This window comes from Mesorhizobium sp. M4B.F.Ca.ET.058.02.1.1 (assembly GCF_003952505.1).
Lineage (GTDB): Bacteria > Pseudomonadota > Alphaproteobacteria > Rhizobiales > Rhizobiaceae > Mesorhizobium.
In genome coordinates, this window is the sequence record NZ_CP034450.1 from 2,230,810 (window position 1) to 2,256,891 (window position 26,082).

The following is a 26,082-nucleotide window of genomic DNA, read 5'->3' on the forward strand; positions in this document are numbered from 1 at the left end:
CGTTAGCCTGCCTGTCCGATAAAACAAGCCAGCGGCGGTAAGGACAGCGCATCCTCCTGGATCGTCGCGCTCGCGCCGAGATCAATCGCTTCAATAGGCCCTAGCTCCGGCGGCAGTGTCCAATTTGCCGGCTCGCTGGCGAAGTTGAAAACGCAGACTAGCCTTTCACCGCCTCCCTCGCGGACGAAGGCAAGGACATCGCCTTCGGCATCCAGAAAGCGGATCGACCCGCCGACAAGCGCCGAGTGCCGCTTGCGCAAGGCGAGCATCGCCCGATAGGCGGCAAGCACCGATCCCTCCTCGCCGTTCTGGACGTCCACGGCGCGGGCGCGGTGGCTGGCCGGCACCGGCAGCCAGGGCCTGCCGGTCGTGAAGCCGCCATTGTCGGCGCCGTGCTCCCAGGCCATCGGCGTGCGGCAGCCGTCCCTGCCCTTCACGCCTGGCCAGAAGCGGATGCCGAGAGGGTCGCGCAGATCCTCGAAGGTGAGTTCCGCTTCCTCCAGGCCGAGTTCCTCACCCTGATAGAGGCAGATCGAGCCGCGCAGGCAGGCGAGTAGCGCGATCGAGAATTTCGCCACCCTGTCCGGCTCGCCGCCCGGCCGCGTCCAGCGGCTGACATGGCGCACGACATCATGGTTGGAGAACGCCCAGCAGACCCAGCCGTCGGCGACCGTGCTTTCGAAGGCCTCAACGCAGCCGCGTATGTGCGCCGCCGAGAATTGCGGCCCGAGCAGGTCGAATGTGTAGCACATCTGCAGCCTGTCGCCGCCGGAGGTGTAGGCGGCGAGCGTCCGCAGCGAACGGTCCTCGTCGCCGACCTCGCCGACCGCGGCGCGGTCCTGGTACTCGTCGAGCAGCGCGCGGAAGCGGCGCAGGAAATCGAGGTTCTCCGGCCGCGTCTTGTCGAACAGATGCTCCTGGAAGGCATAGGTGGTGGTGGCGCCGTTGATGCCGGCGACGCTTTCCGCCAGAGGCGGGTTGTCGCGCAGCCAGCGGTCATGGAAATAGTAGTTGACCGTATCCAGCCGAAAGCCGTCGACGCCGCGCTCCAGCCAAAAGCGCACCGTGTCGAGCACCGCGTCCTGAACCTCCGGATTGTGGAAGTTGAGGTCGGGCTGGGCGGCGAGGAAATTGTGCATATAGTACTGCCGGCGAGTGGCATCCCACTCCCAGGCCGGCCCGCCAAACAGCGACAGCCAGTTGTTGGGCGCATTGCCGTCGGCCTTGGCATCGGCCCAGACGTACCAGTCGGCCTTCGGGTTGTCGCGGCTGGCGCGGCTCTCGACGAACCATTCATGCTTGTCGGACGAGTGCGAGATCACCTGGTCGATGACGACCTTCAGGCCGAGCCGGTGCGTCTCGGCGATCAGTGCATCGAAATCCTCCAGCGTGCCGAACATCGGATCGACGTCACGATAGTCCGACACGTCGTAGCCCATGTCGGCCATGGGCGACTTGAAGAAGGGCGACAGCCAGATGGCGTCGACGCCGAGCGAGGCGACATGCACGAGCCTGGCGGTGATGCCCTTGAGATCGCCGCTGCCGTCGCCCGTCGTGTCCTGGAAGGAGCGCGGATAGATCTGGTAGATGACGCAGCCGCGCCACCAGTCGGACCCGCGCCGCCCATTGCCATCAGTCATCACTTGCCCTTCCCGCTGCGCGCCCGGCCGCCGGCCTTACGCTCGATCATGAATACCACCGTCCGCCCCGGCACCGGCCGCGACGGGTCGACGCCGCCATCCGCCGTCTCGATGGCGGCATGCCAGCCGAACCCCGCCCGTTCCGGCAGCGTGAAGACACATTGACGGCGGTCGCCGTTGAGGATGACGGCGAGACGGCCATCGCCGGCGCTGGCGCCGCCAAGCACCATGGCGAGACGATGCCGCCGCGCATCGTTCCAGTCGGCCTCGCCGAGCGGCGAGCCCGTTTCGGTCAGCCATGCGACGTCGGGATCGTCGGAGCCGGCTTGCGGCTGGCCGCTCAGGAAGCGCGTATCCGCAAGCGCCGGCGCGGCGCGGCGCAGCGCGGCGAGCGCAGCCGCGTACCGCTCCAGCGCCTGATTGCGGCCTGCCCAGTCGAGCCAGGTGATGGCATTGTCCTGCGCATAGGCGTTGTTGTTGCCTCGCTGCGTGCGGCCGAACTCGTCGCCCGCCGTCAGCATGATCGTGCCGCGCGAGGCGAACAGGATGGCAAGCAGCGCGCGCTGATCGCCGAGCCGCGCCTCGGCAATCGAGGCGTCGTCCGTGTCGCCCTCGGCGCCATTGTTCCAGGACAGGTTGTCGCCGTGACCGTCGTGGTTCTGCTCGCCATTGGCCTCGTTGTGCTTTTCCTCATAGGCGACGAGGTCGGCCAGCGTCATGCCGTCATGCGCGGCGATGAAATTGACCGTGCGGCTCGTCGCCAGCGCGGCCCTAGCGAAGACATCGGATGAGCCGGCAAGCCGGGTGGCCAGCGCGCCGATCGTGCCGGCATCGCCGCGCCAGAAGCGCCTGACATCGTCGCGGTAGCGGTCGTTCCATTCGAGGAAGGGTCGGGAAAAATTGCCGAGCTGATAGCCGCCCGGGCCGATGTCCCAGGGTTCTGCGATCAGCACCCGGTCGGCCAGCAACGGGTCGCCGGCGATGGCTTGAAGCAGCGGCGCTTGCGGGTCGAACGTGCCGTCGACGCGGCCGAGCACTGGCGCCAGGTCGAAGCGGAAACCGTCGACGCCGGCAGCGCGGACGAAATGGCGCAGCGTGTCGAGCACCATTTCACGGACGACCGGATGGTCGCAGGCGATGGTGTTGCCGGTGCCGGTGTCGTTGACCAGCCTGCCGTCCGGCTCGTGCCGGTAGTAGGCCTGGGCATCGAGGCCGCGCAGCGACAGCGTCGGACCGAAGCGGTCGCTCTCGCCGGTGTGGTTGAAGACGAGGTCGAGGATCGTGCCGATCCCGGCCTTGCGCAAGGCGGCGACCGTGTCGCGCAATTCGGCCAGGCCGCCCGGCGCCAGGCGCGGATCGAGCGCCATGAAGGTGACGGGATTATAGCCCCAGGCGTTGTGGAGCCCGAGCGGCGGCAGATGCCGCTCGTCGATCGAGGCGGTGATCGGCATCAGTTCGACAGCGGAGACGCCGAGCTTTTGCAGATGCTCGATCACAGCCGGATGGGCGAGCGCGGCGATGGTGCCGCGCTGCGCTTCCGGCACATCGGGATGGAGCTTGGTGAAAGAGCGGACATTGAGTTCGTAGATCAGGCCGCCGGGCTGGAACAGGGGTGGTAGGGCTGGCAGCAGCGGCGGCAAGGCGCATGCCACCGACTTCGGCATCAGCGGCGCGGTGTCGGCGCCTTCGTTGCGCTTGGCGGCAAGCCGCCAGTGGTACTGGTAGGGCCGGTCGATCTCGATCGCATAGGGATCGGCGAGAAGCTTTTCAGGATCGAACCACAGGCCGCGTTCAGGCGCGTAGTCGCCGTCCGCCCGGAAGCCGTAGCGCGCGCCGTCGGAAAGGCCGGAGACGAGGAGCGCGTGCCCGCCCTCGCCTTGCGGCTGGAGTTCGAGCCGGTCGATCTCGTGCGCACCGCTGTCGTCAAAGATCGAGACCCACAGGCGTCTCGCCGACGACGACCAGGCGGCGAAACGGATGCCATCGGGGGAGAAGGTTGCGCCGAGCGAGGTCACGCGCGCGCCTCCCCTTCTCCCCTTGTGGGAGAAGGTGGATCGGCGCGCAGCGCCGAGCCGGATGAGGGGTCTTGGACGGAATGAGGCGTCGGTGATCTGGATGATGGTTTGCGCCAAGCTGTGGCACCCCTCATCCGTCGCCTTCGGCGACACCTTCTCCCACAAGGGGAGAAGGGGGAGCCGCGGAGAACCACCCTCAAGTAATCACGCTCGGCTTGTCGCGGCGGGTGTGGCTCTTGATACCCGCAATATCGTCTGCGGCGGCTATGAGGTCGGCGAGCGCTTCCTGCGTGTCGAGATCGTGCCTTGCCTGATCCGGCTCGTAGCGCTCGATATAGACGCGCAGGGTGGCACCGGAGGTGCCGGTGCCGGAGAGGCGGAAGACGACGCGTGAGCCGCCTTCGAACAGGATCCTGATGCCCTGGTTCTTGCTCACCGAGCCGTCGACCGGATCGTGATAGGCGAAGTCGTCGGCGTTGGCGATTTTCAGGCCGCGCACGCTGGTGCCGGGCAGCGAAGCGAGCTTGGCGCGCAACTCGTCGACCAGTTTGTTGGCGCGCTCGGTCTCGACCTCCTCATAGTCGTGGCGGGAATAGTAGTTGCGGCCGTAAGTCGCCCAGTGCTCGGTGACGATCTGCCTGGCGCTCTCGCCGCGCACCGCGAGGATGTTGAGCCACAGGAGCACCGCCCACAGCCCGTCCTTCTCGCGCACATGGTTGGAGCCGGTGCCGGCGCTTTCCTCACCGCAGATCGTCGCCATGCCGGCGTCGAGCAGATTGCCGAAGAACTTCCAGCCGGTCGGCGTCTCATAGATGCCGATGCCGAGCTTCTCGGCGACGCGGTCGGCGGCGCCGCTGGTCGGCATCGAGCGGGCGATGCCCTTCAGGCCTTCCTTATAGCCCGGCGCCAGATGCGCGTTGGCGGCAAGCATCGCCACCGAATCCGACGGCGTGACGAAGATGCCCTTGCCGATAATCAGGTTGCGGTCGCCGTCGCCATCGGAGGCAGCGCCGAAATCCGGCGCGTCCGGGCCCATCATCTCGTCATAGAGATGCTTGGCGTGCACCAGGTTCGGATCCGGATGATGGCCGCCGAAGTCCGGCAGCGGCTTGAAGTTGCGGCAGGTGCCGCTGGGCGCGCCGAGCCGGCGCTCGAGGATCTCCTTGGCGTAGGGGCCGGTCACCGCATGCATGGCGTCGAAGCGCATGCGGAAGCCATATTTGAAATTGGCGCGGATGGCGTCGAAGTCGAACAGGCTTTCCATCAGTTCGGCGTAATCGGCGACCGGATCGATCACTTCGACCGCCATGCCGCCGGCCTTGACGGTTCCGATCGTATCGATGTCGATCGCGCCGATGTCGGCGATCTTGAAGCTCGAAATCGTCTTGGTCTTCTCGAAGATCGCGTCGGTGATCTTCTCCGGCGCCGGGCCGCCATTGCCGGCATTGTACTTGATGCCGAAATCCTCGTGCGGACCGCCCGGATTGTGGCTGGCCGACAGGATGATGCCGCCGAAGGTCTTGTATTTGCGGATGACGTTGGAGGCGGCCGGCGTCGAGAGGATGCCGCCCTGCCCGACCATGACCTTGCCGAAGCCGTTGGCGGCGGCCATGGCAATCGCCGTCTGGATGACCTCGCGGTTGTAGAAGCGGCCGTCGCCGCCGATCACCAGCGTCTTTCCCTCAAAACCTTCAAGCGCGTCGAAGATCGACTGGATGAAGTTCTCGGCATAGTGCTCCTGCTGGAACACCGGCACCTTCTTGCGCAGGCCTGAGGTGCCGGGCTTCTGGTCAAGATAGGGTTTGGTGGGGACGGTCCGTATCATGCTTCAGGCAACCCTTTTCGAAAGCAGCAGGCGATAGAGTTCAACATATTTCTCGGCGCTCCTGTCCCAGGAGACATCGGCCTTCATGCCCTGGCGCTGGATCGACGCCCACGCGGTGGGGTTGGCATGCGCGCCGACCAGCCGGTGGACGGCATGGACGAGCGCACCGCCATTGTTCGGCGCGAACTGGAAGCCGGTCGCCACGCCAGCCGACATCGCCGCCTCGTTGGCGTCGATGATGGTGTCGGCGAGCCCGCCGGTGCGGGCGACGACCGGCACGCAGCCATAGCGCAGGCCGTAAAGCTGGGTCAGTCCGCAGGGCTCGAAGCGCGACGGGATGACGATGGCGTCGCAGCCGCCCTGCATGATGTGGGAGAGCGCCTCATCATAGCCGACGACGACGCCGATGCGGCCGCGATGGCGGGCGGCGGCGGCAAGCAGCGCGCCTTCGAGGCCGGCATCACCGGAGCCCAGGATTGCCAGGCGCGCGCCGGCCGCGACGATGCCGTCGACGGCCGCCGCCAGTATGTCCATGCCTTTCTGCCAGGTCAGCCGGCTGACGACGCAGACGATCGGACTGTCGTCACTCTCGAGATTGAAACGGTCCTCCACCGCCTTGCGGTTCTTGGCCCGCGCAGCAAGCGTCTCGGCCGAATAGTTGGCCACAAGATGCTTGTCGGTCTCGGGATTCCAGATGTCGACATCAATGCCGTTGACGATGCCGTGGAGATCGATGGCGCGCATGTTGATCAGGCCGTCGAGACCCATGCCGAATTCCGGCGAGCGGATCTCCTGCGCGTAGGTCGGGCTCACCGTGGTGATTGCCCAGGCGGCCTGCAGGCCAGCCTTGAGATAGCCGACGCCGCCATAATATTCGACGCCGTCGAGCGCCATCGCCACGCCCGGCAGGCCGAGCTCGCCGAAGATGCCGGCGCCGAACTGGCCCTGGAAGGCGAGGTTGTGCACGGTGATCAGCGACGGCACGCCGACGGCCTTGCCGTAGCGCATATAGGCAAGCGCCATCGCCGACTGCCAGTCATGGGCATGCACGATGTCGGGCTGATAGCCTGAGATGGCGCCACCGGCGATGTCGCCGCCGACTTGGCTGAGCGCCGCGAAGCGCCGCCAATTGTCAGGCCAGTCGGCGCCGGTGGCGTTACCATAAGGGCCGCCCGGGCGGTCGAACAGATGCGGAGCGTCGAGTACGAAGAGGTCGAGCCCGGCGATCTGAACCGCATGGATGGAGGCTTTGCCGCCCTGCAGCAGCGGGTACTGGTAGACGGCCTTCTTTTTCTTGAAGGCGGCCATCACCTGGGGGTAGCCGGGGATGAGGGTGCGCATCGCCACGCCCTTGCCGGCCAGCGCGATCGGCAAGGCGCCGGTCACGTCGGCAAGCCCGCCGGTCTTGATCAGCGGGAAGATTTCGGGCGTGACCGACAGAACCTGCATGCGCCTGACGATTCCTGTCTACAGTTTGAGCTTGTCGATCATGTCCTGGGTGACAAGGCAAATGCCCTTCTCCGAGACGCGGAAGCGCTTGGCGTCAAGGGCGGCATCCTCGCCGACCACCAGCCCTTCCGGGATGCGCACGCCGTGGTCGATGACGACGCGCTTCAGCCTGGCGTTGCGGCCCACATGCACGTCCGGCAGCATGACGACTTCTTCCAGCGTCGAATAGGAGTTGATGCGCGCGCCGGTGAAGATCAGGCTTCGCTTCAGCGTCGCGCCGGAGACGATGCAGTCGCCCGAGACCAGCGAGGAAACCGCGGAGCCGCGCCTGCCATCCTCGTCATGCACGAACTTTGCCGGCGGCTTCAATTCGGCATAGGTCCAGATCGGCCAGTCGCGGTCGTAGAGGTCGAGCTCGGGAGTGACGTCGGTCAGGTCGATGTTGGCTTCCCAATAGGCGTCGACGGTGCCGACGTCGCGCCAATAGGCCTCGTTCTCGGCGGTCGAGCGCACGCAGGACTTGGCGAAGCGGTGCGCGATCGCCTTACCGTGCTGGACGATATAGGGGATGATGTCCTTGCCGAAGTCGCGGCTGGAGCCGGGCTCGGCGGCGTCACGGCGCAGCTGCTCCATCAGGAACTTGGTCTTGAACACATAGATGCCCATCGAGGCCAGGGCGAAATCCGGCTTGTCGGGGATGCCGGGCGGGTCGGCGGGCTTTTCGATGAATGAGATGATAGTGTCCTTGGCATCGACATGCATGACGCCGAAACCGGTCGCTTCCATGCGCGGCACTTCGAGGCAGCCGACGGTGACGTCGGCATTGGCGTCGACATGCTGGCGCAGCATCAGCTCGTAGTCCATCTTGTAGATGTGGTCGCCGGCCAGGATCACCATGTATTCGGGGCCATAGGCCTCGATGATGTCGATGTTCTGGTAGACCGCGTCCGCCGTGCCCTCATACCACTGCGTCTCCGAGACGCGCTGGCTGGCCGGCAGGATGTCGAAGCTCTCGTTTCGCTCTGGGCGCAGGAAGTTCCAGCCGCGCTGCAGGTGGCGAATCAGCGAATGTGCCTTGTACTGGGTGGCGACGCCAAGGCGGCGAATGCCGGAGTTCAGCGCATTGGACAGCGCGAAATCGATGATGCGCGTCTTGCCGCCGAAATAGACCGCGGGCTTGGCGCGCCGGTCGGTCAATTCCTTGAGACGGCTGCCGCGCCCGCCGGCCAGCACATAGGCCATAGCGTCGCGTGCCAGCGGCTGGGTTCTTTTCAAGTCTGCCATTTTTACCCTCCCAAATTACCAGTGTGCGGCATCGTTCAGTCCGGGACAAATTCGAGCATGATCGTCGACAGCGGCGGCAAAAGCATCGTCGCCGATACGCCTCCTCCTTCCGCCCTGGCCTCGACCACGCCGCCATTGCCCTTGCCCGAACCGCCATAATCCGAGGCGTCGGTGTTGATGATCTCGCGCCAGCTGCCGGCCTTCGGCAGCGGCACGCGGTAATTGTCGCGCGGCACCGGCGTGAAATTGGAGATGACGGCGATCGGATTGCCGTCCGGCGCGCTGCGCAGCCAGGCGAACACCGAATTCTCGCTGTCGTCGACGATCAGCCAGGAAAAGCCGTCCGGCTCACAGTCGCGCGCATGCAGCGCCGGACGCGAGCGGTAGAGGTAATTGAGGTCGCGCACTACCTGCCAGATACCGCGATGCGGAGCGTGGTCAAGCAAGTCCCAGTCTAGCGCTCGCGCCTCGCTCCATTCGCGGCGCTGCGCGAATTCCTGGCCCATGAACAAAAGCTTCTTGCCGGGATAGCCCCACATGAAGGCGTAGTAGGCGCGCAAGGTGGCGAATTTCTGCCAGTCGTCGCCGGCCATCTTGCCCAGCAGCGTGCCCTTGCCATGCACGACCTCGTCATGGGAGAGCGGCAGCACGAAATTCTCGGAGAAGGCGTAGACAAGGCCGAAGGTGATGTCGTTGTGGTGGTGCTTGCGATAGATCGGTTCCTTGGAGAAATACTCCAGCGTGTCGTGCATGAAGCCCATGTTCCACTTGAAGCCGAAGCCCAGCCCGCCCTCATGCACCGGCCGCGACACTTTCGGCCATGAGGTCGATTCCTCGGCGATGGTCACCACGCCGGGATGGTGGCCGTAGAGCTCCTTGTTCATCTTCTGCAGGAAGGCGACCGCCTCAAGGTTCTCGCGTCCACCCTTCTCGTTGGGGATCCACTCGCCGGCCTTGCGGGAATAGTCGAGGTAGAGCATCGAGGCAACCGCGTCGACGCGCAGGCCGTCGACATGGTATTTCTCGGCCCAGAACAGCGCGTTGTTGACCAGGAACGATACCACCTCGCGGCGGCCGAAATTGTAGATCGCGGTGTTCCAGTCCGGGTGGAAACCCTGGCGCGGATCGGCGTGCTCGTAAAGCGCGGTGCCGTCGAACTTCACGAGGCCATGCTCGTCCACCGGAAAATGCGCCGGCACCCAGTCGAGGATGACGCCGACGCCGGCGCGATGCGCACCGTCGACGAACCGGGCAAAGCCATCGGGATCGCCGAAGCGGGCGGTCGGCGCGTAGAGGCCGGTGGTCTGGTAGCCCCAGGACGGATCGTAGGGATGCTCGGAGATCGGCAGGAACTCGATATGGGTGAAGCCCGTATCGACGGCATAGGGGATCAGGCGAGCGGCGAGCTCGTCCCAGCTCAGGAACGTGCCGTCGTCGCGAAGCTGCCATGATCCGGCATGGACCTCGTAGATCGAGATCGCCTCGCGCCTGGGATCGGCATTGCGCCAGAACGTGCGGTGCGCCTCGTCGCCCCACTCATGCGCTTTCGGCGGCGCCGTCACCGACGCGGTAGCCGGGCGCAGTTCCGACTCGAAGGCGAACGGATCGGCCTTAAGCGGCAGCCGCACGCCGTCGGGGGCGATGATCTCGAACTTGTAGGGTTGGCCGGCGCCGATATCGGGGATGAACAGCTCCCAGATGCCGGTGTCGCGGCGGTCGCGCATCGTGTGCCTGCGCCCGTCCCATTCGTTGAATGCGCCGACCACCGAGACGCGCCGCGCATTGGGCGCCCAGACGGCGAAATGCACGCCGGTGGCGCCCTCATGGTCGATGACATGGGCGCCGAGCTTGTCGAAGAGCCTGAGATGCGAGCCCTCGGCGATATAGTAGTCGTCCAACGGGCCGAGCACCGGACCGAAGGAATAGGGATCGGTCAGCCACCAGTCGCCGCCGGCGTTCCTGGCATGATAGCGCAGCGGCTGACGCTTCCTGAGCGTGAGCTTGCCCTCGAAGAAGCCCGCATCGTCGCGTCGCGACAGCTCGCCTGCCGTCTTGCCGCTCAGCGTGTAGGCGGTGACGAACTCGGCGTTCGGCACAAAGCAGCGGGCAACAAAACCCTTGCCGGCCTCATGCACGCCGAGAACCGCGAAGGGATCGCCATGCGTACCGGCGACAATCGCCGCGACATCGCCGGCTGGCGCCAGTCCGTCCGGCCCGCTCGTCGCAGCGGTCGCGCGCGGCTTCCTCATCAGGCGGTCGCCCTCCCTGGGCACTCGTACTCAAATACTAGCGGAGGTTTGACTTCGACATCTGCATCGCCGACTGGTCCTGGATCGGTCGCAAGTGTCAAACTCACTCCACTAGGGGCCACGTTGTTCGTGACCTCATGCAATCATATCAGACGGGCACGTTCCAGATTTCTTTCGCATATTGGCGGATCGTGCGATCGGAAGAGAACCAGCCGACGCGGGCGACGTTGCGGATGGCGCGCGCGTACCAGTCGGGGCTGTTGCGCCAGACGGTATCGACGTCGCGCTGGGTGGCCGCGTAAGTGTCGAAGTCGGCCGCCACCATGAACCAGTCGCTGTTGTAGAGGCCGTCGATCAATGCGCGGTAGCGCTGCGGATCGTCAGGCGAGAAGACGCCCGAGGAGATGGCGGCGAGTGCCTGTGAAAGTTCCGGCGAGGCTTCGATCACCGCGCGCGGATTGTAGCCGTTGTTGCGCCGGTCGGCGACCTCGGCGGTGGTCAGGCCGAAGATGAAGATGTTGTCGTCGCCGACGCATTCCTTGATCTCGACATTGGCGCCGTCGAGCGTGCCGATGGTCAGCGCGCCGTTCAACGCGAACTTCATGTTGCCGGTGCCGGAGGCTTCCATGCCGGCGGTCGAGATCTGCTCGGAAAGGTCCGCGGCCGGCATCAGCACTTCGGCCAGGCTGACATTGTAGTTCGGCACGAACACGACCTTGAGCAGGCCGCGCACCGCCGGATCGCGGTTGATGACCCTGGCGACGTCGTTGGCGAGTTTGATGATCAGCTTGGCGTTGTGGTAGCTGGGCGCCGCCTTGCCGCCGAAGAATTTTACGCGCGGCATCCAGTCGCGCTCGGGATGCGAGCGGATCTGGTCGTAGAGCGCGACGGCTTCCAGGATGTTGAGCAGCTGACGCTTGTACTCGTGGATGCGCTTGACCTGAATGTCGAACAGCGCCGAGGGGTCGAGCTTGATGCCGAGCCGGTCGGCGACCAGGTTGGCGAGCCTCGACTTGTTCGCCCGCTTCACCGCCGCGAACTTCTCGCGGAACGAGGCATCGCCGGCAAAGGCGTCGAGCCCCTTGATGGCGTCGATATCGTCCAGGAAGCGGTCGCCGATCGCCTCGCGGGCAAGCGCGGTGAGGCCGGGATTGCACTGGATCAGCCAGCGCCGCGGCGTGATGCCGTTGGTCTTGTTGTTGATGCGGTCGGGATAGAGCTTGTGGAGGTCGGCGAACACCGTCTCCTTCATCAGCTCGGTGTGCAGCGCCGAGACGCCGTTGATCGAATGCGAGCCGACGAAGGCCAGATTGCCCATGCGCACGCGGCGGTCGCCATTCTCCTGGATCAGCGAAATGCGACTGATCTGCTCGCCCGAGAACTTGTTGGTGGCGCGCGCCTCGAGCAGCACCTCGGCATTGATGGCGTAGACGATCTGCATGTGGCGCGGCAAAAGCCGCTCGAACAGCGGCACCGGCCAGCTTTCCAGCGCCTCGGGCAGCAGCGTGTGGTTGGTGTAGCCGAAGGTGCGCTTGGTGATGTCCCAGGCCTGGTCGAAATCCATGCCGTGGACATCCATCAGAAGCCGCATCAGTTCGGGCACGGCGATCGCCGGATGGGTGTCGTTGAGATGGATCGCCGCCTTGTCCGGCAGCGACTGCAGGTCGCCATATTGGCTGAGATGGCGCTGGACGATGTCCTGCAGCGAGGCGGTGGAGAAGAAATACTCCTGGCGCAGCCTGAGCTCCTGCCCGGCCATGTGGGAATCAGCAGGATAGAGTACGCGCGACAGAGCGTCGGCCTTGTTGCTTTCGGCCAGCGCGCCGATGTGGTCGCCGGCATTGAACTTGTCGAGCAGGATTGGATCGATCGGCATGCCGGACCACAGCCGCAGCGTGTTGACGCGATTGGCTCGCCAGCCGGCGACCGGCGTGTCGTAGGCGACGGCCAGCACATGCTCGGTTGGCTTCCAGACGTGGCGCTCGAGCCTTCCGTCCTTGGAGGTGATCGATTCCACCGAGCCGCCGAAGCCGACCTCGAAGGAGCGCTCGCGCCGCTCGAACTCCCAGGGATTGCCATGATCGAGCCAGGTTTCCGGCAGCTCGACCTGCCAGCCGTCATGGATCTCCTGGCGGAACATGCCGTTGGCATAGCGGATGCCATAGCCGTGCGCCGGAATGCCGACGGTTGCCATGCTCTCCATGAAGCAGGCGGCAAGCCGGCCGAGGCCGCCATTGCCGAGCGCGGCATCGGGTTCGAGCCCGGCGATGAGGTCGAGGTCGACGCCGAGCGAGCGCAGCGCCTCGCGCATGTTGTCCATCAGGCCGAGATTGGAGAAGGCGTCGCGCATCAGGCGGCCGATGAGGAATTCCAGCGACAGATAGTAGACGCGCTTCTCCTGCTGGGCGTAGGCCTCCTGGGTGGCCTGCATCCACTGATCGACGACGCGGTCGCGCACGACCTTGATCGATGCGGTGAGCCAGTCGTACTGGGTGGCGACGTTGGTGCCCTTACCGACCCTGTATTTGAGGGCCAGCAAGACTTCGTCGGCGAGCGTCTTGGGGTCGGGGATTTCCAGGATGGGAGCTTCGGTCGTCATCGCGTTTGTCATGTCGCCTCTCGTGCGGTTGCCATGATCATACCGGCTTTCACGGTTCCTCCCACCCTACCCTAGTGCATTGCAGCATATATTCAATCGATTTAGGTCGATAGGCAACCGATTCATCTGCGGCAATTTACCCGACGAGGCGGATCAGGCGGCCAGCGCGTCCTCCGGCGGCTTCTTCGCGCCGGTCATCAACGCGACCGCATCCGACATGGAAATCTGCTTCGGATCGACGACGCAGAGGCGTCGTCCAAGCCGGTGGATGTGGATGCGGTCGGCCACCTCGAAGACATGCGGCATGTTGTGCGAGATGAGCACGATCGGCAGGCCGCGCTTCTTGACGTCGAGGATCAGCTCCAGCACTCGGCGGCTTTCCTTGACGCCGAGCGCCGCGGTCGGTTCATCCATGATCACCACTTTCGAGCCGAAGGCGGCGGCACGCGCCACCGCCACGCCCTGGCGCTGGCCGCCGGACAGCGTTTCCACCGCCTGGCTGATGTTCTGGATGGTCATCAGGCCGAGTTCGGTGAGCTTGTCGCGGGCGCGCTTTTCCATCGCCGGACGGTCGAGCATGCGAAGCCAGCTGCCGAGCGGGCCGGGCTTGCGGATCTCGCGGCCGAGGAACATGTTGTCGGCGATCGACAGCGCCGGCGACAAGGCCAGGTTCTGGTAGACGGTCTCGATGCCGGCTTCGCGGGCCTCGATAGGTGACTTGAACAGAACCTGTTTGCCGTCCAGCTCGATGGTCCCTTCGTCGGGGTGCACCGCGCCGGAGATCGCCTTGATCAGCGTCGACTTGCCGGCGCCGTTGTCGCCGATCACCGCCAGGATTTCTCCCGGGTAGAGATCGAAGTCGCAGTTGTTGAGCGCTGTGACGCGGCCATAGCGCTTGGTGAGACCGCGCGCGGTGAGGACAGGCTGCTGGGTCATGACTACACCGAAACCTTTCTGATCCACTGGTCGATCGCGACGGCGCCGATGATCAGCACGCCGGTGAGCAGCACCTTCCATTGCGGATCGGCGCCCAGCATGTTGAGGCCCATCGAGACGACGCCGACGATCATGGCGCCGAACAGCGTGCCGAGGATCGAGCCGCGGCCGCCAAAGAGCGAGATGCCGCCGATCACGGTCGCGGTAATGGCCTGCAGATTGTAGTCGGTGACGGCGGCCGACGGTGAGATCGAACCGTTGCGGCCGATCGAGACCCAAGCCGCGAAAGCGGCGATCAGGCCGGCGAGCGTATAGACGGCGATCAACACCTTCTTGGTCTGGATGCCCGACAGCTTCGCCGCCTCGGGGTCGTCGCCAACGGCGTAGACGTGGCGTCCCCAGGCGGTGTGGTTGAGCACATACCACAGCACCGCCACCAGCACGACCGTGGCAATGACGCCGGCTGTCAGCACGGCGGAGCCGACCCTGAAGCTCATCGCGAACAGGTGCAGAAGCGGCGCCTGCGCATCGACATCGGCGTCGCGGATCGTCTCGTTGGCCGAATAGATGAAATTCGTGGCCATGACGATGTTCCAGGTGCCGAGCGTGACGATGAACGGCGGCAGCTTCATGTAGGCGACCAGCAGGCCGTTGAGCAGCCCGCAGGCGCCACCTGCAGCAAGGCCTACCACCACCGCGAGAATGGTCGGCATACCGTAGGTGATGGCGCAATTGCCCATGATGACGGCCGAAATCACCATGATCACGCCGATCGACAGATCGATGCCGGCGGTCAGGATGACCAGCGTCTGGGCGGCGCCGAGAATGCCGACGATGGCGATCTGCTGCAGGATCAGCGTCAGTGTGTAGGACGAGAAGAACCGTCCGCCGATGGCGATACCGAAGATGATGATCGACAAGACCAGCACGATCAGCGGCACGGCGGCCGGCGTGGAGTGCAGGAAATGCTGGGCGCGCTTGACTAATGACTTGCCGTGCTCATCGAAGGCGGCGACGCTGGTGTCGCTGCTCGAGAGAACCTTCTCGAATTCCTGAATCTGAGACATATCTCCTCCCGTCTGCGCGGAGCTTCTCACGGCTCCCCGTCCCGTTCACGCATTCCGGTCTGTCGCCTGGATTGTCAGCGCCAACGAAAGCGCATCGTCCACCCGATGCGGCCGGGGATCAAGCCCCAGCCGCAAGGTTTGTGTGCCGGTCAGCCCAGCATCAGCCCCAGCACTTGTCGAGGCCTTCCTTGGTGTCGATCGACTTGACGCCGTTGGCCGGCTTGTCGGTGACGAGGTTGACGCCGGTGTCGAAGAAGTTCTTGCCTTCGGTCGGCTTCGGCTTGGTGCCGTCCTTGGCGAAAGCGGCGATCGCCTCGATACCGAGCGCGGCCATCTGCAGCGGATATTGCTGCGAAGTGGCGCCGATGACGCCTTCGGTGACCGACTTGACGCCGGGGCAGCCGCCGTCGACCGAGACGATCAGCACCTGCTTCTCGAGGCCTACTGCCTTGAGCGCCTGGTAGGCGCCGACGGCGGCCGGCTCGTTGATGGTGTGGATGACGTTGATGGTGTTGTCCTTCTGCAGAAGGTTCTCCATCGCCTTGCGGCCACCCTCTTCATTGCCGTTGGTCACGTCATGGCCGACGATGCGCGGATCGTCCTCATCGCCGATCTTGTTGGGGTCTTTCACGTCGATGCCGTAGCCCATCATGAAGCCCTGGTCGCGCAGCACGTCCACGGTCGGCTGCGACGGGGTCAGGTCGAGGAAGCCGATCTTGGCGTCCTTGGCCTTGTCGCCGAGCGTCGCGGCGGCCCAGGCGCCGATCAGCTTGCCGGCTTCGAGGTTGTCCGTGGCGAAGGTCGCGTCGGCCGCGTCGATCGGATCGAGCGGTGTGTCAAGCGCGATCACCAGCAGGCCGGCGTCACGCGCCTTCTTCACCGTCGGGACGATGCCCTTGGTGTCGGACGCGGTGATCAGGATACCCTTGGCGCCGTCGGCGATGCAGCTTTCGATCGCCGCCACCTGGCTCTCGCTGTCACCGTCGATCTTGCCGGCATAGGTCTTGAGATCGACGCCGAGTTCCTTGGCCTTGGCGGTCGCACCCTCCTTCATCTTGACGAAGAAGGGATTGGTGTCAGTCTTGGTGATCAGGCAGGCGCCGACGCCGGCGGCCGATGCCGTCGAGGCGAACGCCATCAGGCCCAACCCGGCGGCCGCAAACACGGTGGACTTCAGCAGTGCTTTCTTGGTCACGATTTTCCTCCCAGTGGAACCATTGCGGACGCCGGGCCACCCGGCGTCTCAAGCGCATCCAACCATTTCTCCCAGCGTGGACGCCCCTTCAAAAGACACCAGTCCGAGACGGCTGTCAATAATTAAATCACTCTTATTTATTATTGACAGCCTTGCGTCGTTCACTCATTCTGCACGAAAAGCATTGAGGGGAAACGACGGAGGAAACAGGGTGGAGACCGGCATTGCGAGGCACGGTTCGCCCGAGGCGGCAGAGAGCCGCCTGCACCGCGGCACCAACCAGAGCGGCATGCGCGACCACAATGAGCGGCTTGTGCTGTCGTTGGTGCGCCAGCATGGCAGCCTCGCCAAATCCGACATAGCGCGCATGACCGGGCTTTCGGCGCAGACCGTTTCGGTCATCATGCGCGAGCTGGAGGACGACAGGCTGCTGGTGCGCCAGGCACCGCTGCGCGGCAGGATCGGCCAGCCCTCCATTCCCATGGCGCTCAACCCGGAAGGCGCCTTCTTCATCGGCCTCAAGATCGGCCGCCGCAGCGCCGAGCTGGTGCTGATCGACTTCCTCGGCAATGTGCGCTCGATGCTGCAGCACTCCTACCGCTATCCTGCGCCGCGCGAGACGGTGGAATTCGCGCTCACCGGCATGACCAGGATGCGCGGCGAGCTCACCCAGGCGCAGGACAAGCGCATTGCCGGGCTCGGCATCGCCATGCCGTTCGAATTGTGGAACTGGGCCGACACCGCCGGCGCGCCGCGCGAGATCATGGACGAATGGCGCCACCGCGACATCCGTTCCGACATCCAGGCGCAGTGCGACTTTCCGGTCTACCTGCAGAACGACGCCACCTCGGCCTGTGGCGCCGAGCTTGTCTTCGGCCAGGCCGGTGCTGCGCGCGACTTCGTCTATTTCTACATCGGCGCCTTCGCCGGCGGCGGCATCGTGCTCAACGGCCGGCTGTTCGGCGGGCCGACCGGCAATGCCGGCGCGCTGGGCTCGATGCCGGTGCCGGGACCGGACGGCAAGCCGACCCAGCTCATCGACGTGGCGTCGATCGCCATGCTGGAGAAGGCGCTCAACGCGCGCGGCGTCGAGGCCTCGCATCTGTGGACGTCGCCCGAGGACTGGGGCGACATCGGTCCCGAGCTCGACATATGGATCGCCGGCGCCGCGCAGGCGCTGGCCTACGCCATCGTCGCGGCCTCCTCGGTCATCGATTTCGAGGCGGCGGTGATCGACGGCTGGATGCCGCTGTCGGTGCGCGGCCGTCTCGTCGATGCGGTGAGAGTGGCCGTCGGCACGATCGACGGCGAAGGCCTGAAGTTGCCGGCGGTGCGCGAAGGAACCGTCGGCATCCACGCGCGGGCACTTGGCGGCGCCAGCCTGCCCCTGTCCGAGCGCTTCCTGATCGGCTCGACCACCATTTCCAGGAGCCCCTGAATGCTGATCGGCATCCCGTCGCTGCTTGGCCCGGAGCTTCTGGCGACGCTGCGCGCCATGGGCCATGGCGACGAAATCGCGCTTGTCGACGGCAACTACCCGGCCGAGCAGCAGGCGCATCGGTTGATCCGCGCCGACGGCCATCATCTGGTCCCCGTGCTCGACGCCATTCTGAGCGTGCTGCCGGTGGACGACGCCGTGCCAGAGGCGCTGTTTCGCGCCTCGGTCAAGGGCGACCCGGCGCTTGCCGATCCGGTCCACCATGAGATGGAAGCGGTCTGCGCCAGGCGCGCGCCCGGCCACAAGGTGGTTGCGCTGGCCGGCGCCGACTTCTATGCCCGGGTCAAGGCCGCGCACGCCATCGTCGCCACCAGCGAGCCCCGTCTCTATGCCAACATCATCATCCGCAAAGGCGTGATCTATCCGCCGGAAAGCCAGACATCATGATCCTCTGCTGCGGCGAAGCCTTGATCGACATGCTGCCGCGCACGACGACCGAGGGCGAGCCGGCCTTCGCGCCCTATGTCGGCGGCGCGGTTTTCAACACGGCGATCGCGCTCGGGCGGCTCGGCGCGCCGGCCGGCTTCTTTTCCGGCCTGTCGTCGGACCTGTTCGGCGGCCAGTTCCGCGAAGCGCTCGGGGCAAGCAAGGTCAGCTCCACCTATGCCCACACCTCGCCAAGGCCGACGACGCTCGCCTTCGTGCGGCTCACCAACGGCCAGGCGACCTACACCTTCTACGACGAGAACACCGCCGGACGCATGCTCACCATCGAGGATCTGCCGAGCCTCGGCGCCGAGATCGAGGCGATGCTGTTCGGCGCCATCAGCCTGATCTCCGAGCCCGCGGGATCGGCCTATGAGGAGTTCATGCGGCGCGAGCACAACAGTCGCGTCATGATGCTCGACCCCAACATCCGGCCGAACTTCATCCCCGACAAGGCAAAGCACCTGCGGCGCATCCGCGAGATGATGGCGATGGCCGACATCGTGAAACTGTCGGACGAGGACCTCAACTGGTTCGACGAAGCCGGCTCGCATGAGGACGTCATCCGCAACTGGCTGGATCGCGGACCGAAGCTGATCGTCGTCACCCATGGCAGCGAGGGCGCGGTCGGCTACAGCAAGAGCCACAAGGTCACGGTGACGCCGCAGAAGGTGGCGGTGGTCGACACGGTCGGCGCCGGCGACACGTTCAATGCCGGCATCCTCGCCTCGCTGCACGAACAGGGCCTGCTCACCAAGGCGGCGATCGGCGACCTGTCGGAAGACGCGATCCGCCAGGCGCTGACGCTCGGCGCCAAGGCGGCGGCGGTGACGGTGTCGCGCGCCGGCGCCAATCCGCCCTGGCGCCATGAAATCGCCTGATCGGCCGTCCATCCGGCGGCAAAGCCGCCCAGCCGGCTGATCACTTTATGTTTCCACCGGCCGAAAAGGCGCGAGAAAAGGCGCTGATTGCACCCTGCAAAGGCCGGATTTCCGGCACCTTGCGGAGAAGCAGGAGAGATCGGGGGTAACAGGCTGCGACATCCCGACAGGTCGCCATGCCCCCGGGCTGGCTTTCTCGGATTGTCCAAGTCTGGTACCAGCGGCGGTTAAGTTGTTGTTTCTGTGCGCGTCATGCCCCCGCCGCTTGCCCTTGTCGACACGCACCAACCCCTTGAGGCAGACATGCAGTTCATCGATCTCGGCGCGCAGCGCGAACGTATCCGCGACCGGTTGAAGGCCGCGATCGACCGCGTCGTCGACGAAGGCCGTTATATCCTCGGGCCTCAGGTCACCGAATTCGAGAACAAACTCGCGGCCTATGTCGGCACCAAGCATGTCGTGGCCTGCGCCAACGGCACCGACGCGCTGCTGCTGCCGCTGTTTGCGGCCGGCATCGGCCCGGGCGATGCGGTGTTCGTGCCGAGCTTTACCTTCGCGGCGACGGCCGAAGTTGTGGCGCTCGCCAAGGCCGAGCCGGTATTCGTCGATGTCGATCCCGACACCTACAACATCGACATCGCCAGCCTCGAGGCGGCGATCGCGATGATCAGGAAGGAAGGCAGGCTGAAGCCGAAGGCGATCATACCGGTCGACCTGTTCGGGCTCGCCGCAGACTACGAAGCGATCATGGCGATCGCCAAGCGCGAGGACCTGCTGGTGATCGAGGATGCCGCCCAGTCGATCGGCGGCTCAGCCGACGGCAAGTTCTGCGGTTCCTTCGGCCATGTCGGCTCGACCAGCTTCTATCCGGCGAAGCCGCTCGGCTGCTACGGCGACGGCGGCGCGATGTTCACCAATGACGATGCGATGGCCGACAAGCTCAGATCCTTCGCCTTCCACGGCAAGGGCGAAACGCAGTACGACAACATCCGCGTCGGCATCAATTCGCGTCTCGACACGCTGCAGGCGGCGATCCTGATCGAGAAGCTCGCCCTCCTCGAGGACGAGATGGTTGCCCGGCAGGTGGTGGCGCAGCGCTACGCCGAGGGTCTCGGCGATATCCTCAAGGCCTCGCGCAATCTGGACCACGGCCGCTCGGCCTGGGCGCAATACGCCATCGAGACGCCGAAGCGCGACGGGCTGAAGGCGCATCTGACGGAGAAGGGCATCCCTTCCGTCATCTATTATGTGAAGCCGCTGCACGTGCAGCTTGCCTATCGCGACTATCCGCGCACGCCGACCGGCCTCGCCGTTTCGGAAGAGCTGCCGAAGCATATCCTGTGCCTGCCGATGCACCCCTATCTCAGCGAAGCCGACCAGGACCGTATCATCGAGACGATTCGTAACTATATCGGCTCGAACTCGGCGCACGTCGCGGCGGCGTAGCCGTGCCCTCGGACGGGGAACACAGCAGAGCAGAATTCTTAACCGTTGCAATGCCTTAACGTCACGGCATGGATCCCAGGGTCTGCGCCACGTGGCTTCGCTCCAGGATGACGAAGCGATAGCTGGCCGTCAGTTGCAAGCGTTTAAGCTGCGCCCGCGCTTTTCCCGCTGGCAATGAAATGCGGGTTGGCGAAATCCGCGTCCGTGGCCTGGTCGCGCTTGCCGTAAGCGAGCGGCTTGCCGTCCAGCGTGCGCGTCATGCCGCCGGCGGCCCGCAGCACCGCGTCACCGGCGGCGGTGTCCCATTCCATGGTGCGGCCGAAGCGTGGATAGACGTCCGCCTCGGCGGCGGCGACGAGGCAGAATTTCAGCGACGAGCCGACCGAAACGATCTCGGCGGCGCCAAGGTCGCGGATGAAGGCATCGGTTTCCGGCGTGTTGTGTGAGCGGCTGGCGACCACGGCGAGCGGCATCCCCCCTGTCCGCACGGCGATCGGACGGCGGCCGGTGATGCGAAAATTGGCATCGACCTCGATCGCTTCCGCCCTGCCCGGCCGGCCCGAGAAGAAACGCCCCGTGCAGGGCGCGAAGACGACACCGATCTCCGGCACGCCGTGGCGGACCAGCGCGATGTTGACGGTGAAATCGGTGCGGCGGTTGACGAATTCCTTGGTGCCGTCGAGCGGATCGATCAGCAAGAAGGCGTCGTCGAGATCGGGCGTCGCAACGCCCGCCGCGACTTCTTCCTCGGCCACGCAAGGGATGTCGGGATAGGCGGCGCGCAGACCGGCGAGGATGATCTTCTCGCTCTCGCGGTCGGCTTCCGTCACCGGCGTGCTGTCCGATTTCGTGTCGACGGCGCAGCCTGCGTGGAAGACGCGCATCACCTCGCGCCCGGCATCCAGCGCCAGGCGCTCGAACACGCCGAGCATGGCCTCGTCGTCAGATGCCGCCGCCGCTGTCATATTGGTCTTCGGCAATGTCGCGCTCGTTCAGCCAGAGTTCCAGGGCCTCTACCATCTCCTCGGCCGTTTTGCCGAGCGTCTTCAGATGGATTTCGGGATTCTCCGGAGCTTCATAGGGTGAATCGACGCCGGTGAAATTCTTGATCTCGCCGCTCAGCGCGCGCGCATAGAGGCCCTTCGGATCGCGCCTGGCGCATTCCTCGAACGGCGTGTCGACGAACACCTCGACGAACTCGCCATCCGCCATCAGCTCGCGCGCCACGCGCCGCTCGGCGGCGAAGGGCGAGATGAAGGAGACGATGACGATCAGGCCGGCATCGGCCATAAGCCGGGCGACCTCGGCAACGCGGCGGATGTTCTCGACGCGATCGGCGTCGGTGAAGCCGAGGTCGCGGTTGAGGCCGTGGCGGACATTGTCGCCGTCGAGGATGTAGGTGTGGCGCCCCGAGGCGAACAGCTTCTTCTCGAACAGATTGGCGATGGTCGACTTGCCGGAGCCGGAGAGCCCGGTGAACCAGAACACGGCCGGCCGCTGGTTCTTCAGGTCGGACCGGCCGCGCTTGCCGACATCGAGCGACTGCCAATGGATGTTTTCGGCGCGGCGCAGCGAATGCAGGATCATGCCGGCGCCGACCGTGGCATTGCTGATGCGGTCGATCAGGATGAAGGCGCCGGTGGTGCGGTTCTCGGCGAAATTGTCGAAGGCGATCGGCGAGCGCGTCGAGAGATTGCAGATGCCGACCTCGTTCATCTCCAGCGACTTCGCCGCCTCGTGGGCGAAGTCGTTGACGTTGACGCGGTACTTCAGCTCGGTGACGGTGGCGCTCACCTGGTCGGTTTCGGTGCGCAGGATGTAGGAGCGGCCGGGCAGCAGCGCATGCTCGTCGAACCAGACGATGTTGGCGGCGAACTGGTCGGCGACCTGCGGCCGCGACGCCGGCGCGACCAGAATGTTGCCGCGCGACACCTCGACCTCGTCGTCGAGGACGAGCGTGATCGCCTGGCCGGCAACCGCTTGGGCAAGGTCGCCGCCATGGGCGACGATGCGCTTGACGCGGGACGACTTGCCGGACTTGGCGACGACGACCTCGTCGCCCTGCGAAACCGACCCGGACGCGATGGTGCCGGCAAAGCCGCGGAAATCGAGATTGGGGCGATTCACATACTGCACCGGGAAGCGGAACGGCAGTTCGACCACTGCCTCGTCGACCGATACGGTTTCCAGATGCTCGATCAGCGTTGGCCCCGAATACCACGGCATGTTGCCGGAGCGGCTGGAGACATTGTCGCCGTAGCGGGCCGACATCGGGATCGGCACGATCGTCTGGAAGCCGAGGCTTTGCGAAAACTGGCTGTAATCCTCGACGATCCTGTCGAACACCGCCTGGTCGAAATCGACGAGGTCGATCTTGTTGACGGCCAGCACAATGTGGCGAATGCCGAGCAGCGAGGCGATGATCGAATGGCGCCTGGTCTGGCGCAGCACGCCCTGGCGCGCGTCGATCAGCACGATGGCGAGATCGGCGGTCGAGGCGCCGGTCGCCATGTTGCGCGTGTACTGCTCGTGGCCGGGCGTGTCGGCGACGATGAACTTGCGCTTCGGCGTGGCGAAGAAGCGGTAGGCGACGTCGATGGTGATGCCCTGCTCGCGCTCGGCTTCGAGCCCGTCGACCAGGAGCGCGAAGTCGATGTCGTCGCCGGTTGTGCCGTGCTTGCGCGAATCGCGCTCCAGCGCGGCAAGCTGGTCTTCGAAGATCTGCTTGGTGTCCGACAGCAGACGCCCAATCAGCGTCGACTTGCCGTCGTCGACCGAGCCGCAAGTGAGGAAGCGCAGCAGCGACTTCTTCTCCTGCGCGGCCATGTATTCGCGGATCGAGTCGGTGGGGGCGAGGCTTTTGGCCATGATGTGGCGCATGCTCAGAAATACCCCTCGCGCTTCTTCTTTTCCATCGAGCCGGCTTCGTCGCGGTCGATGAGGCGGCCCTGGCGCTCCGAGGTGCGCGCCGTCAGCATCTCGCCGACGATGGCCTCCAGCGTGTCGGCATCGGACTCGATAGCGCCGGTCAGCGGATAGCAGCCAAGCGTGCGGAAGCGCACCATCCGGTTCTCGACCGCTTCGTCCGGACGCAACTGCATGCGGTCGTCGTCCTTGAGGATCAGCATGCCGTCGCGTTCGACGACCGGCCGTTCCTTGGCGAAATAGAGCGGCACAATCGGGATGTCTTCCTGCAGGATGTACTGCCAGATATCGAGCTCGGTCCAGTTGGACAACGGAAAGACGCGGATCGACTCGCCGGCGGCGATGCGGGTGTTGAAGATCTTCCACATTTCCGGCCGCTGGTTCTTCGGGTCCCAGGCGTGCTGGGCGTTGCGGAAGGAAAAGATCCGTTCCTTGGCGCGCGACTTCTCCTCGTCGCGGCGGGCGCCGCCGAAGGCGGCGTCGAAGCCGTATTTGTCGAGCGCCTGGCGCAACGCCACCGTCTTCATCACATGGGTATGGGTGTTCGAGCCATGGTCGAACGGGTTGATGTTGTCGCGCACGCCGTCCTCGTTGACATGCACCAGGAGGTCGAAGCCCAGCTTCTGCGCCATCTGGTCGCGAAAGGCGATCATCTCGCGGAACTTCCAGGTGGTGTCGACGTGCAGGAAGGGAAAAGGCGGCTTGGCCGGGAAAAAGGCCTTCATCGCCAGGTGCATCAGCACGGAAGAATCCTTGCCGACCGAATAGAGCATGACGGGCTTGGAGAAGGAGGCCGCCACCTCGCGGAAGATGTGGATGGATTCGGCCTCGAGCCGCTGCAGGTGCGTAAGTGCGATATTCATGGACTGTGAGCGTTCTCTCGTGCCATCCAGACCTTGCATCAACGGATCAGGCACCGTTTCTTAAAAACAGCCCGGTTCAAGCTTTGCTTCTGGACATTCGTGCGGGCGTTCTAGCAGATCGTGATTGCGGGGAACAATGCCAGACGCGCCCGCCAGATGGCCAATCTGGAATGAATTTTCCACGATCAGTGCGTATGTGGGAAAATCCTGCCCTACCGCCTGATGCATGGCAAAGAACGGAGAAACTATTGCCTTTCGGGTGACCGTGGACGGCCCGCCGCGCGAAGCTCCCGCTCACGCGGATGCGCGCCGGGCTGCCGATTTGTGATAGGCCCTCCAGCGGCCGCACTATCGGGAATCGGACCCAGCGGCTATACCGGCCACACATGCTGCCCGCGCGCCGTGGCACCAAATAGGCTTCGAAGGTGATCGCGTCCGCCGTCGCGGACCAACACGGCGTCCCAACGACCCCCAGACATTGCGAAACAGAGCATTGAACCCGCTTTTATCCATCAAACGGCACCTCACGCCCGCGCAGATCAACGTCTACTTCTCGATCTTTTGCTTCTTTTGTCCGCCGGTGCTGGGTTCGGCCGTGAGCTTTGTGTTCATCGGCGGCGGTCTTTGGTCAGGGGTACTGCTCGCCCTGAAGCGGCGACGCTTCAATTTCGATCCGCCGATGCTCGCCATAACGGTGGCGATCTATGTCTATTGCGCGGCATACCTGCTGGCGTCGGCCGTCAACAACGCGCTCGGGGCCGATGCGCCGCATCTCGTGGCGCTGGTCACGTTCCTGCTGTTCCCGATCTCCTACTCGACCTGGAGCATAACCGCAAAGGCGACCCTTGCCCGCATCGTCGTGGTCGCCAGCATGGCGGCATGTTTTGGCGCCCTGGTGCTGGCCGTGGTGCAATACTACTGGCTCGGCATGCGGGCCGAAGGCGGGGCCGGAAACGCCATTCCGTTCGCCACGGTCACCTGTCTCGGCGTCATGATGTGCATGGCCGGGGCGCTGTCGGGCATTGAAAGAGCCAAAGGCCTTCTGATCCCGGCGGTACTGGCCGGCATCATTGCCATCCTCTATTCGGGCACCCGCATCATCTGGGTGGCCATACCGGTGTCGGGCATCGCCGTACTCTTGATCAACCGGCGCAGGCTGGAGCAGGCAAGTCTTGCTCGTCTGCTGCTGATTGCCGCCGTGATGTCGCTGGTGATCGCCATTCTCGGTTTCCATATCGTGTCGGAACGCGCGGATTTCCTGTTCAGCGACTGGGACGCGCTTGCCAAGGGCGACCACGCGACGCCGACGGGGTTGCGCGTGGCGCTGTGGCAGATCGGGCTCGGTGCATTCCGGGACGCTCCGATATTCGGACACGGCATCGCCGCCAGCCAGGCGCTGATGAAGCAAGGCTTCCATGACCAGTTCGGCATGGCCATGGGCTTCAGCCATTTCCACAACGGCTTTCTGACCGCGCTGGTGCAGGCCGGGTTGGCCGGAGCAATCACGCTCGCGGCGATCTTCGCGGTCGCCGCATGGAACGCCGCAAAGGTTCTGCGCGTCAGCGCCGATCCGATCGAGCGCTTCGGCGCGACGATGGTCGCCGTCACGGTGATCGTCTACCTGATCGGCGGAATGACCGGCATCCTGCTCGGCCACGATATCCTCGATTCGACTTTCATGGTCTTCGTGGTGTCCGGAACCTACCTTGCGTCGGGGCGCCAACAGAGGCTGCCGCAGGAGCCGGCGGCCGCGATAGCGCCGGCAACCTGACCAAGGGGATGCG

At 64.9% G+C, this 26,082-nt stretch carries 18 protein-coding genes; 5 read left to right on the forward strand and 13 right to left on the reverse strand.

The annotated features are described in order from the left end of the window. Positions 1-2 precede the first annotated feature (2 nt). The 10 genes from EJ073_RS11395 to EJ073_RS11440 all read right to left on the reverse strand — a co-directional run bounded on the left by EJ073_RS11395 (position 3) and on the right by EJ073_RS11440 (position 16,241). Positions 3-1,640: an alpha-glucosidase family protein gene (locus tag EJ073_RS11395; RefSeq protein ID WP_126055816.1), complete on the reverse strand. Its 1,638-nt coding sequence runs from the start codon at positions 1,638-1,640 to the stop codon at positions 3-5. Further along, on the reverse strand, positions 1,640-3,655 hold the full coding sequence (gene glgX / locus EJ073_RS11400) for a glycogen debranching protein GlgX (RefSeq protein ID WP_126055817.1): 2,016 nt from the start codon (positions 3,653-3,655) through the stop codon (positions 1,640-1,642). Before glgX ends, EJ073_RS11395 begins: the two co-directional genes overlap by 1 nt. Before the next feature lie 196 nt (positions 3,656-3,851). Continuing rightward, entirely contained in the window at positions 3,852-5,480 is a 1,629-nt protein-coding gene (locus tag EJ073_RS11405) for an alpha-D-glucose phosphate-specific phosphoglucomutase (protein WP_126055818.1), read from the reverse strand. 3 nt (positions 5,481-5,483) lie between these two features. Next, positions 5,484-6,929: a glycogen synthase GlgA gene (glgA, locus tag EJ073_RS11410; protein WP_126055819.1), complete on the reverse strand. Its 1,446-nt coding sequence runs from the start codon at positions 6,927-6,929 to the stop codon at positions 5,484-5,486. Positions 6,930-6,947: 18 nt separating this feature from the next. Beyond that, positions 6,948-8,213, reverse strand: coding sequence for a glucose-1-phosphate adenylyltransferase (glgC, locus tag EJ073_RS11415; RefSeq protein WP_126055820.1), 1,266 nt, complete (start codon positions 8,211-8,213; stop codon positions 6,948-6,950). Positions 8,214-8,248: 35 nt separating this feature from the next. Next, positions 8,249-10,462 (reverse strand): 1,4-alpha-glucan branching protein GlgB, encoded by a 2,214-nt coding sequence (gene glgB, locus EJ073_RS11420; RefSeq protein ID WP_126055821.1) that lies wholly within the window; start codon positions 10,460-10,462, stop codon positions 8,249-8,251. A 148-nt stretch (positions 10,463-10,610) separates the two neighbouring features. Further along, the gene (locus EJ073_RS11425; protein WP_126055822.1) at positions 10,611-13,073 is read right to left on the reverse strand and encodes a glycogen/starch/alpha-glucan phosphorylase; all 2,463 of its coding nucleotides are present in this window, start codon (positions 13,071-13,073) and stop codon (positions 10,611-10,613) included. Positions 13,074-13,214: 141 nt separating this feature from the next. Then, positions 13,215-13,997 carry an ATP-binding cassette domain-containing protein gene (locus tag EJ073_RS11430; protein WP_126055823.1) on the reverse strand — a complete coding sequence of 261 codons (783 nt, stop codon included), beginning with the start codon at positions 13,995-13,997 and terminating at the stop codon, positions 13,215-13,217. Positions 13,998-13,999: 2 nt separating this feature from the next. Continuing rightward, the gene (locus EJ073_RS11435; RefSeq protein ID WP_126055824.1) at positions 14,000-15,064 is read right to left on the reverse strand and encodes an ABC transporter permease; all 1,065 of its coding nucleotides are present in this window, start codon (positions 15,062-15,064) and stop codon (positions 14,000-14,002) included. A 160-nt stretch (positions 15,065-15,224) separates the two neighbouring features. Further along, positions 15,225-16,241 carry a sugar ABC transporter substrate-binding protein gene (locus EJ073_RS11440; protein ID WP_189347617.1) on the reverse strand — a complete coding sequence of 339 codons (1,017 nt, stop codon included), beginning with the start codon at positions 16,239-16,241 and terminating at the stop codon, positions 15,225-15,227. 229 nt (positions 16,242-16,470) lie between these two features. On the opposite strand from EJ073_RS11440, the gene EJ073_RS11445 reads away from it, so the two are divergent. The 4 genes from EJ073_RS11445 (at position 16,471) to EJ073_RS11460 (ending at position 20,510) form a co-directional block, all read left to right on the forward strand. Next, positions 16,471-17,697: an ROK family transcriptional regulator gene (locus tag EJ073_RS11445; RefSeq protein WP_126055826.1), complete on the forward strand. Its 1,227-nt coding sequence runs from the start codon at positions 16,471-16,473 to the stop codon at positions 17,695-17,697. Further along, complete coding sequence (locus EJ073_RS11450) at positions 17,698-18,144, forward strand: RbsD/FucU domain-containing protein (protein WP_126055827.1); 447 nt, start codon at positions 17,698-17,700, stop codon at positions 18,142-18,144. Beyond that, complete coding sequence (locus tag EJ073_RS11455; protein WP_126055828.1) at positions 18,141-19,064, forward strand: carbohydrate kinase; 924 nt, start codon at positions 18,141-18,143, stop codon at positions 19,062-19,064. Before EJ073_RS11450 ends, EJ073_RS11455 begins: the two co-directional genes overlap by 4 nt. A gap of 303 nt (positions 19,065-19,367) precedes the next feature. After that, on the forward strand, positions 19,368-20,510 hold the full coding sequence (locus EJ073_RS11460) for a DegT/DnrJ/EryC1/StrS aminotransferase family protein (protein WP_126055829.1): 1,143 nt from the start codon (positions 19,368-19,370) through the stop codon (positions 20,508-20,510). 143 nt (positions 20,511-20,653) lie between these two features. Here EJ073_RS11460 and cysQ read toward each other — a convergent pair whose 3' ends face one another. Genes cysQ through cysD form a run of 3 tightly spaced genes read right to left on the reverse strand, consistent with a single transcriptional unit; the run spans position 20,654 to position 24,298 of the window. Further along, complete coding sequence (gene cysQ / locus EJ073_RS11465; protein ID WP_189347708.1) at positions 20,654-21,442, reverse strand: 3'(2'),5'-bisphosphate nucleotidase CysQ; 789 nt, start codon at positions 21,440-21,442, stop codon at positions 20,654-20,656. Between the two features lie 10 nt (positions 21,443-21,452). Continuing rightward, on the reverse strand, positions 21,453-23,390 hold the full coding sequence (cysN, locus tag EJ073_RS11470) for a sulfate adenylyltransferase subunit CysN (RefSeq protein WP_189347706.1): 1,938 nt from the start codon (positions 23,388-23,390) through the stop codon (positions 21,453-21,455). 2 nt (positions 23,391-23,392) lie between these two features. Beyond that, positions 23,393-24,298 carry a sulfate adenylyltransferase subunit CysD gene (cysD, locus tag EJ073_RS11475; protein ID WP_126055831.1) on the reverse strand — a complete coding sequence of 302 codons (906 nt, stop codon included), beginning with the start codon at positions 24,296-24,298 and terminating at the stop codon, positions 23,393-23,395. A gap of 493 nt (positions 24,299-24,791) precedes the next feature. Here cysD and EJ073_RS11480 point away from each other — a divergent pair, with 493 nt between their 5' ends. Next, positions 24,792-26,069, forward strand: coding sequence for an O-antigen ligase (locus EJ073_RS11480; protein WP_126055832.1), 1,278 nt, complete (start codon positions 24,792-24,794; stop codon positions 26,067-26,069). Positions 26,070-26,082: the final 13 nt, after the last annotated feature.

Coding starts and splice junctions, on each gene's coding strand:
- EJ073_RS11395 (WP_126055816.1), bottom strand. CDS start 1,640: ATGACTGATGGCAATGGGCGGCGCGGGTCCGACTGGTGGCGCGGCTGC.
- EJ073_RS11405 (WP_126055818.1), bottom strand. CDS start 5,480: ATGATACGGACCGTCCCCACCAAACCCTATCTTGACCAGAAGCCCGGC.
- glgA (WP_126055819.1), bottom strand. CDS start 6,929: ATGCAGGTTCTGTCGGTCACGCCCGAAATCTTCCCGCTGATCAAGACC.
- glgC (WP_126055820.1), bottom strand. CDS start 8,213: ATGGCAGACTTGAAAAGAACCCAGCCGCTGGCACGCGACGCTATGGCC.
- glgB (WP_126055821.1), bottom strand. CDS start 10,462: ATGAGGAAGCCGCGCGCGACCGCTGCGACGAGCGGGCCGGACGGACTG.
- EJ073_RS11425 (WP_126055822.1), bottom strand. CDS start 13,073: ATGACAAACGCGATGACGACCGAAGCTCCCATCCTGGAAATCCCCGAC.
- EJ073_RS11430 (WP_126055823.1), bottom strand. CDS start 13,997: ATGACCCAGCAGCCTGTCCTCACCGCGCGCGGTCTCACCAAGCGCTAT.
- EJ073_RS11435 (WP_126055824.1), bottom strand. CDS start 15,064: ATGTCTCAGATTCAGGAATTCGAGAAGGTTCTCTCGAGCAGCGACACC.
- EJ073_RS11450 (WP_126055827.1), top strand. CDS start 17,698: ATGCTGATCGGCATCCCGTCGCTGCTTGGCCCGGAGCTTCTGGCGACG.
- EJ073_RS11455 (WP_126055828.1), top strand. CDS start 18,141: ATGATCCTCTGCTGCGGCGAAGCCTTGATCGACATGCTGCCGCGCACG.
- EJ073_RS11460 (WP_126055829.1), top strand. CDS start 19,368: ATGCAGTTCATCGATCTCGGCGCGCAGCGCGAACGTATCCGCGACCGG.
- cysQ (WP_189347708.1), bottom strand. CDS start 21,442: ATGCTCGGCGTGTTCGAGCGCCTGGCGCTGGATGCCGGGCGCGAGGTG.
- cysN (WP_189347706.1), bottom strand. CDS start 23,390: ATGCGCCACATCATGGCCAAAAGCCTCGCCCCCACCGACTCGATCCGC.
- cysD (WP_126055831.1), bottom strand. CDS start 24,298: ATGAATATCGCACTTACGCACCTGCAGCGGCTCGAGGCCGAATCCATC.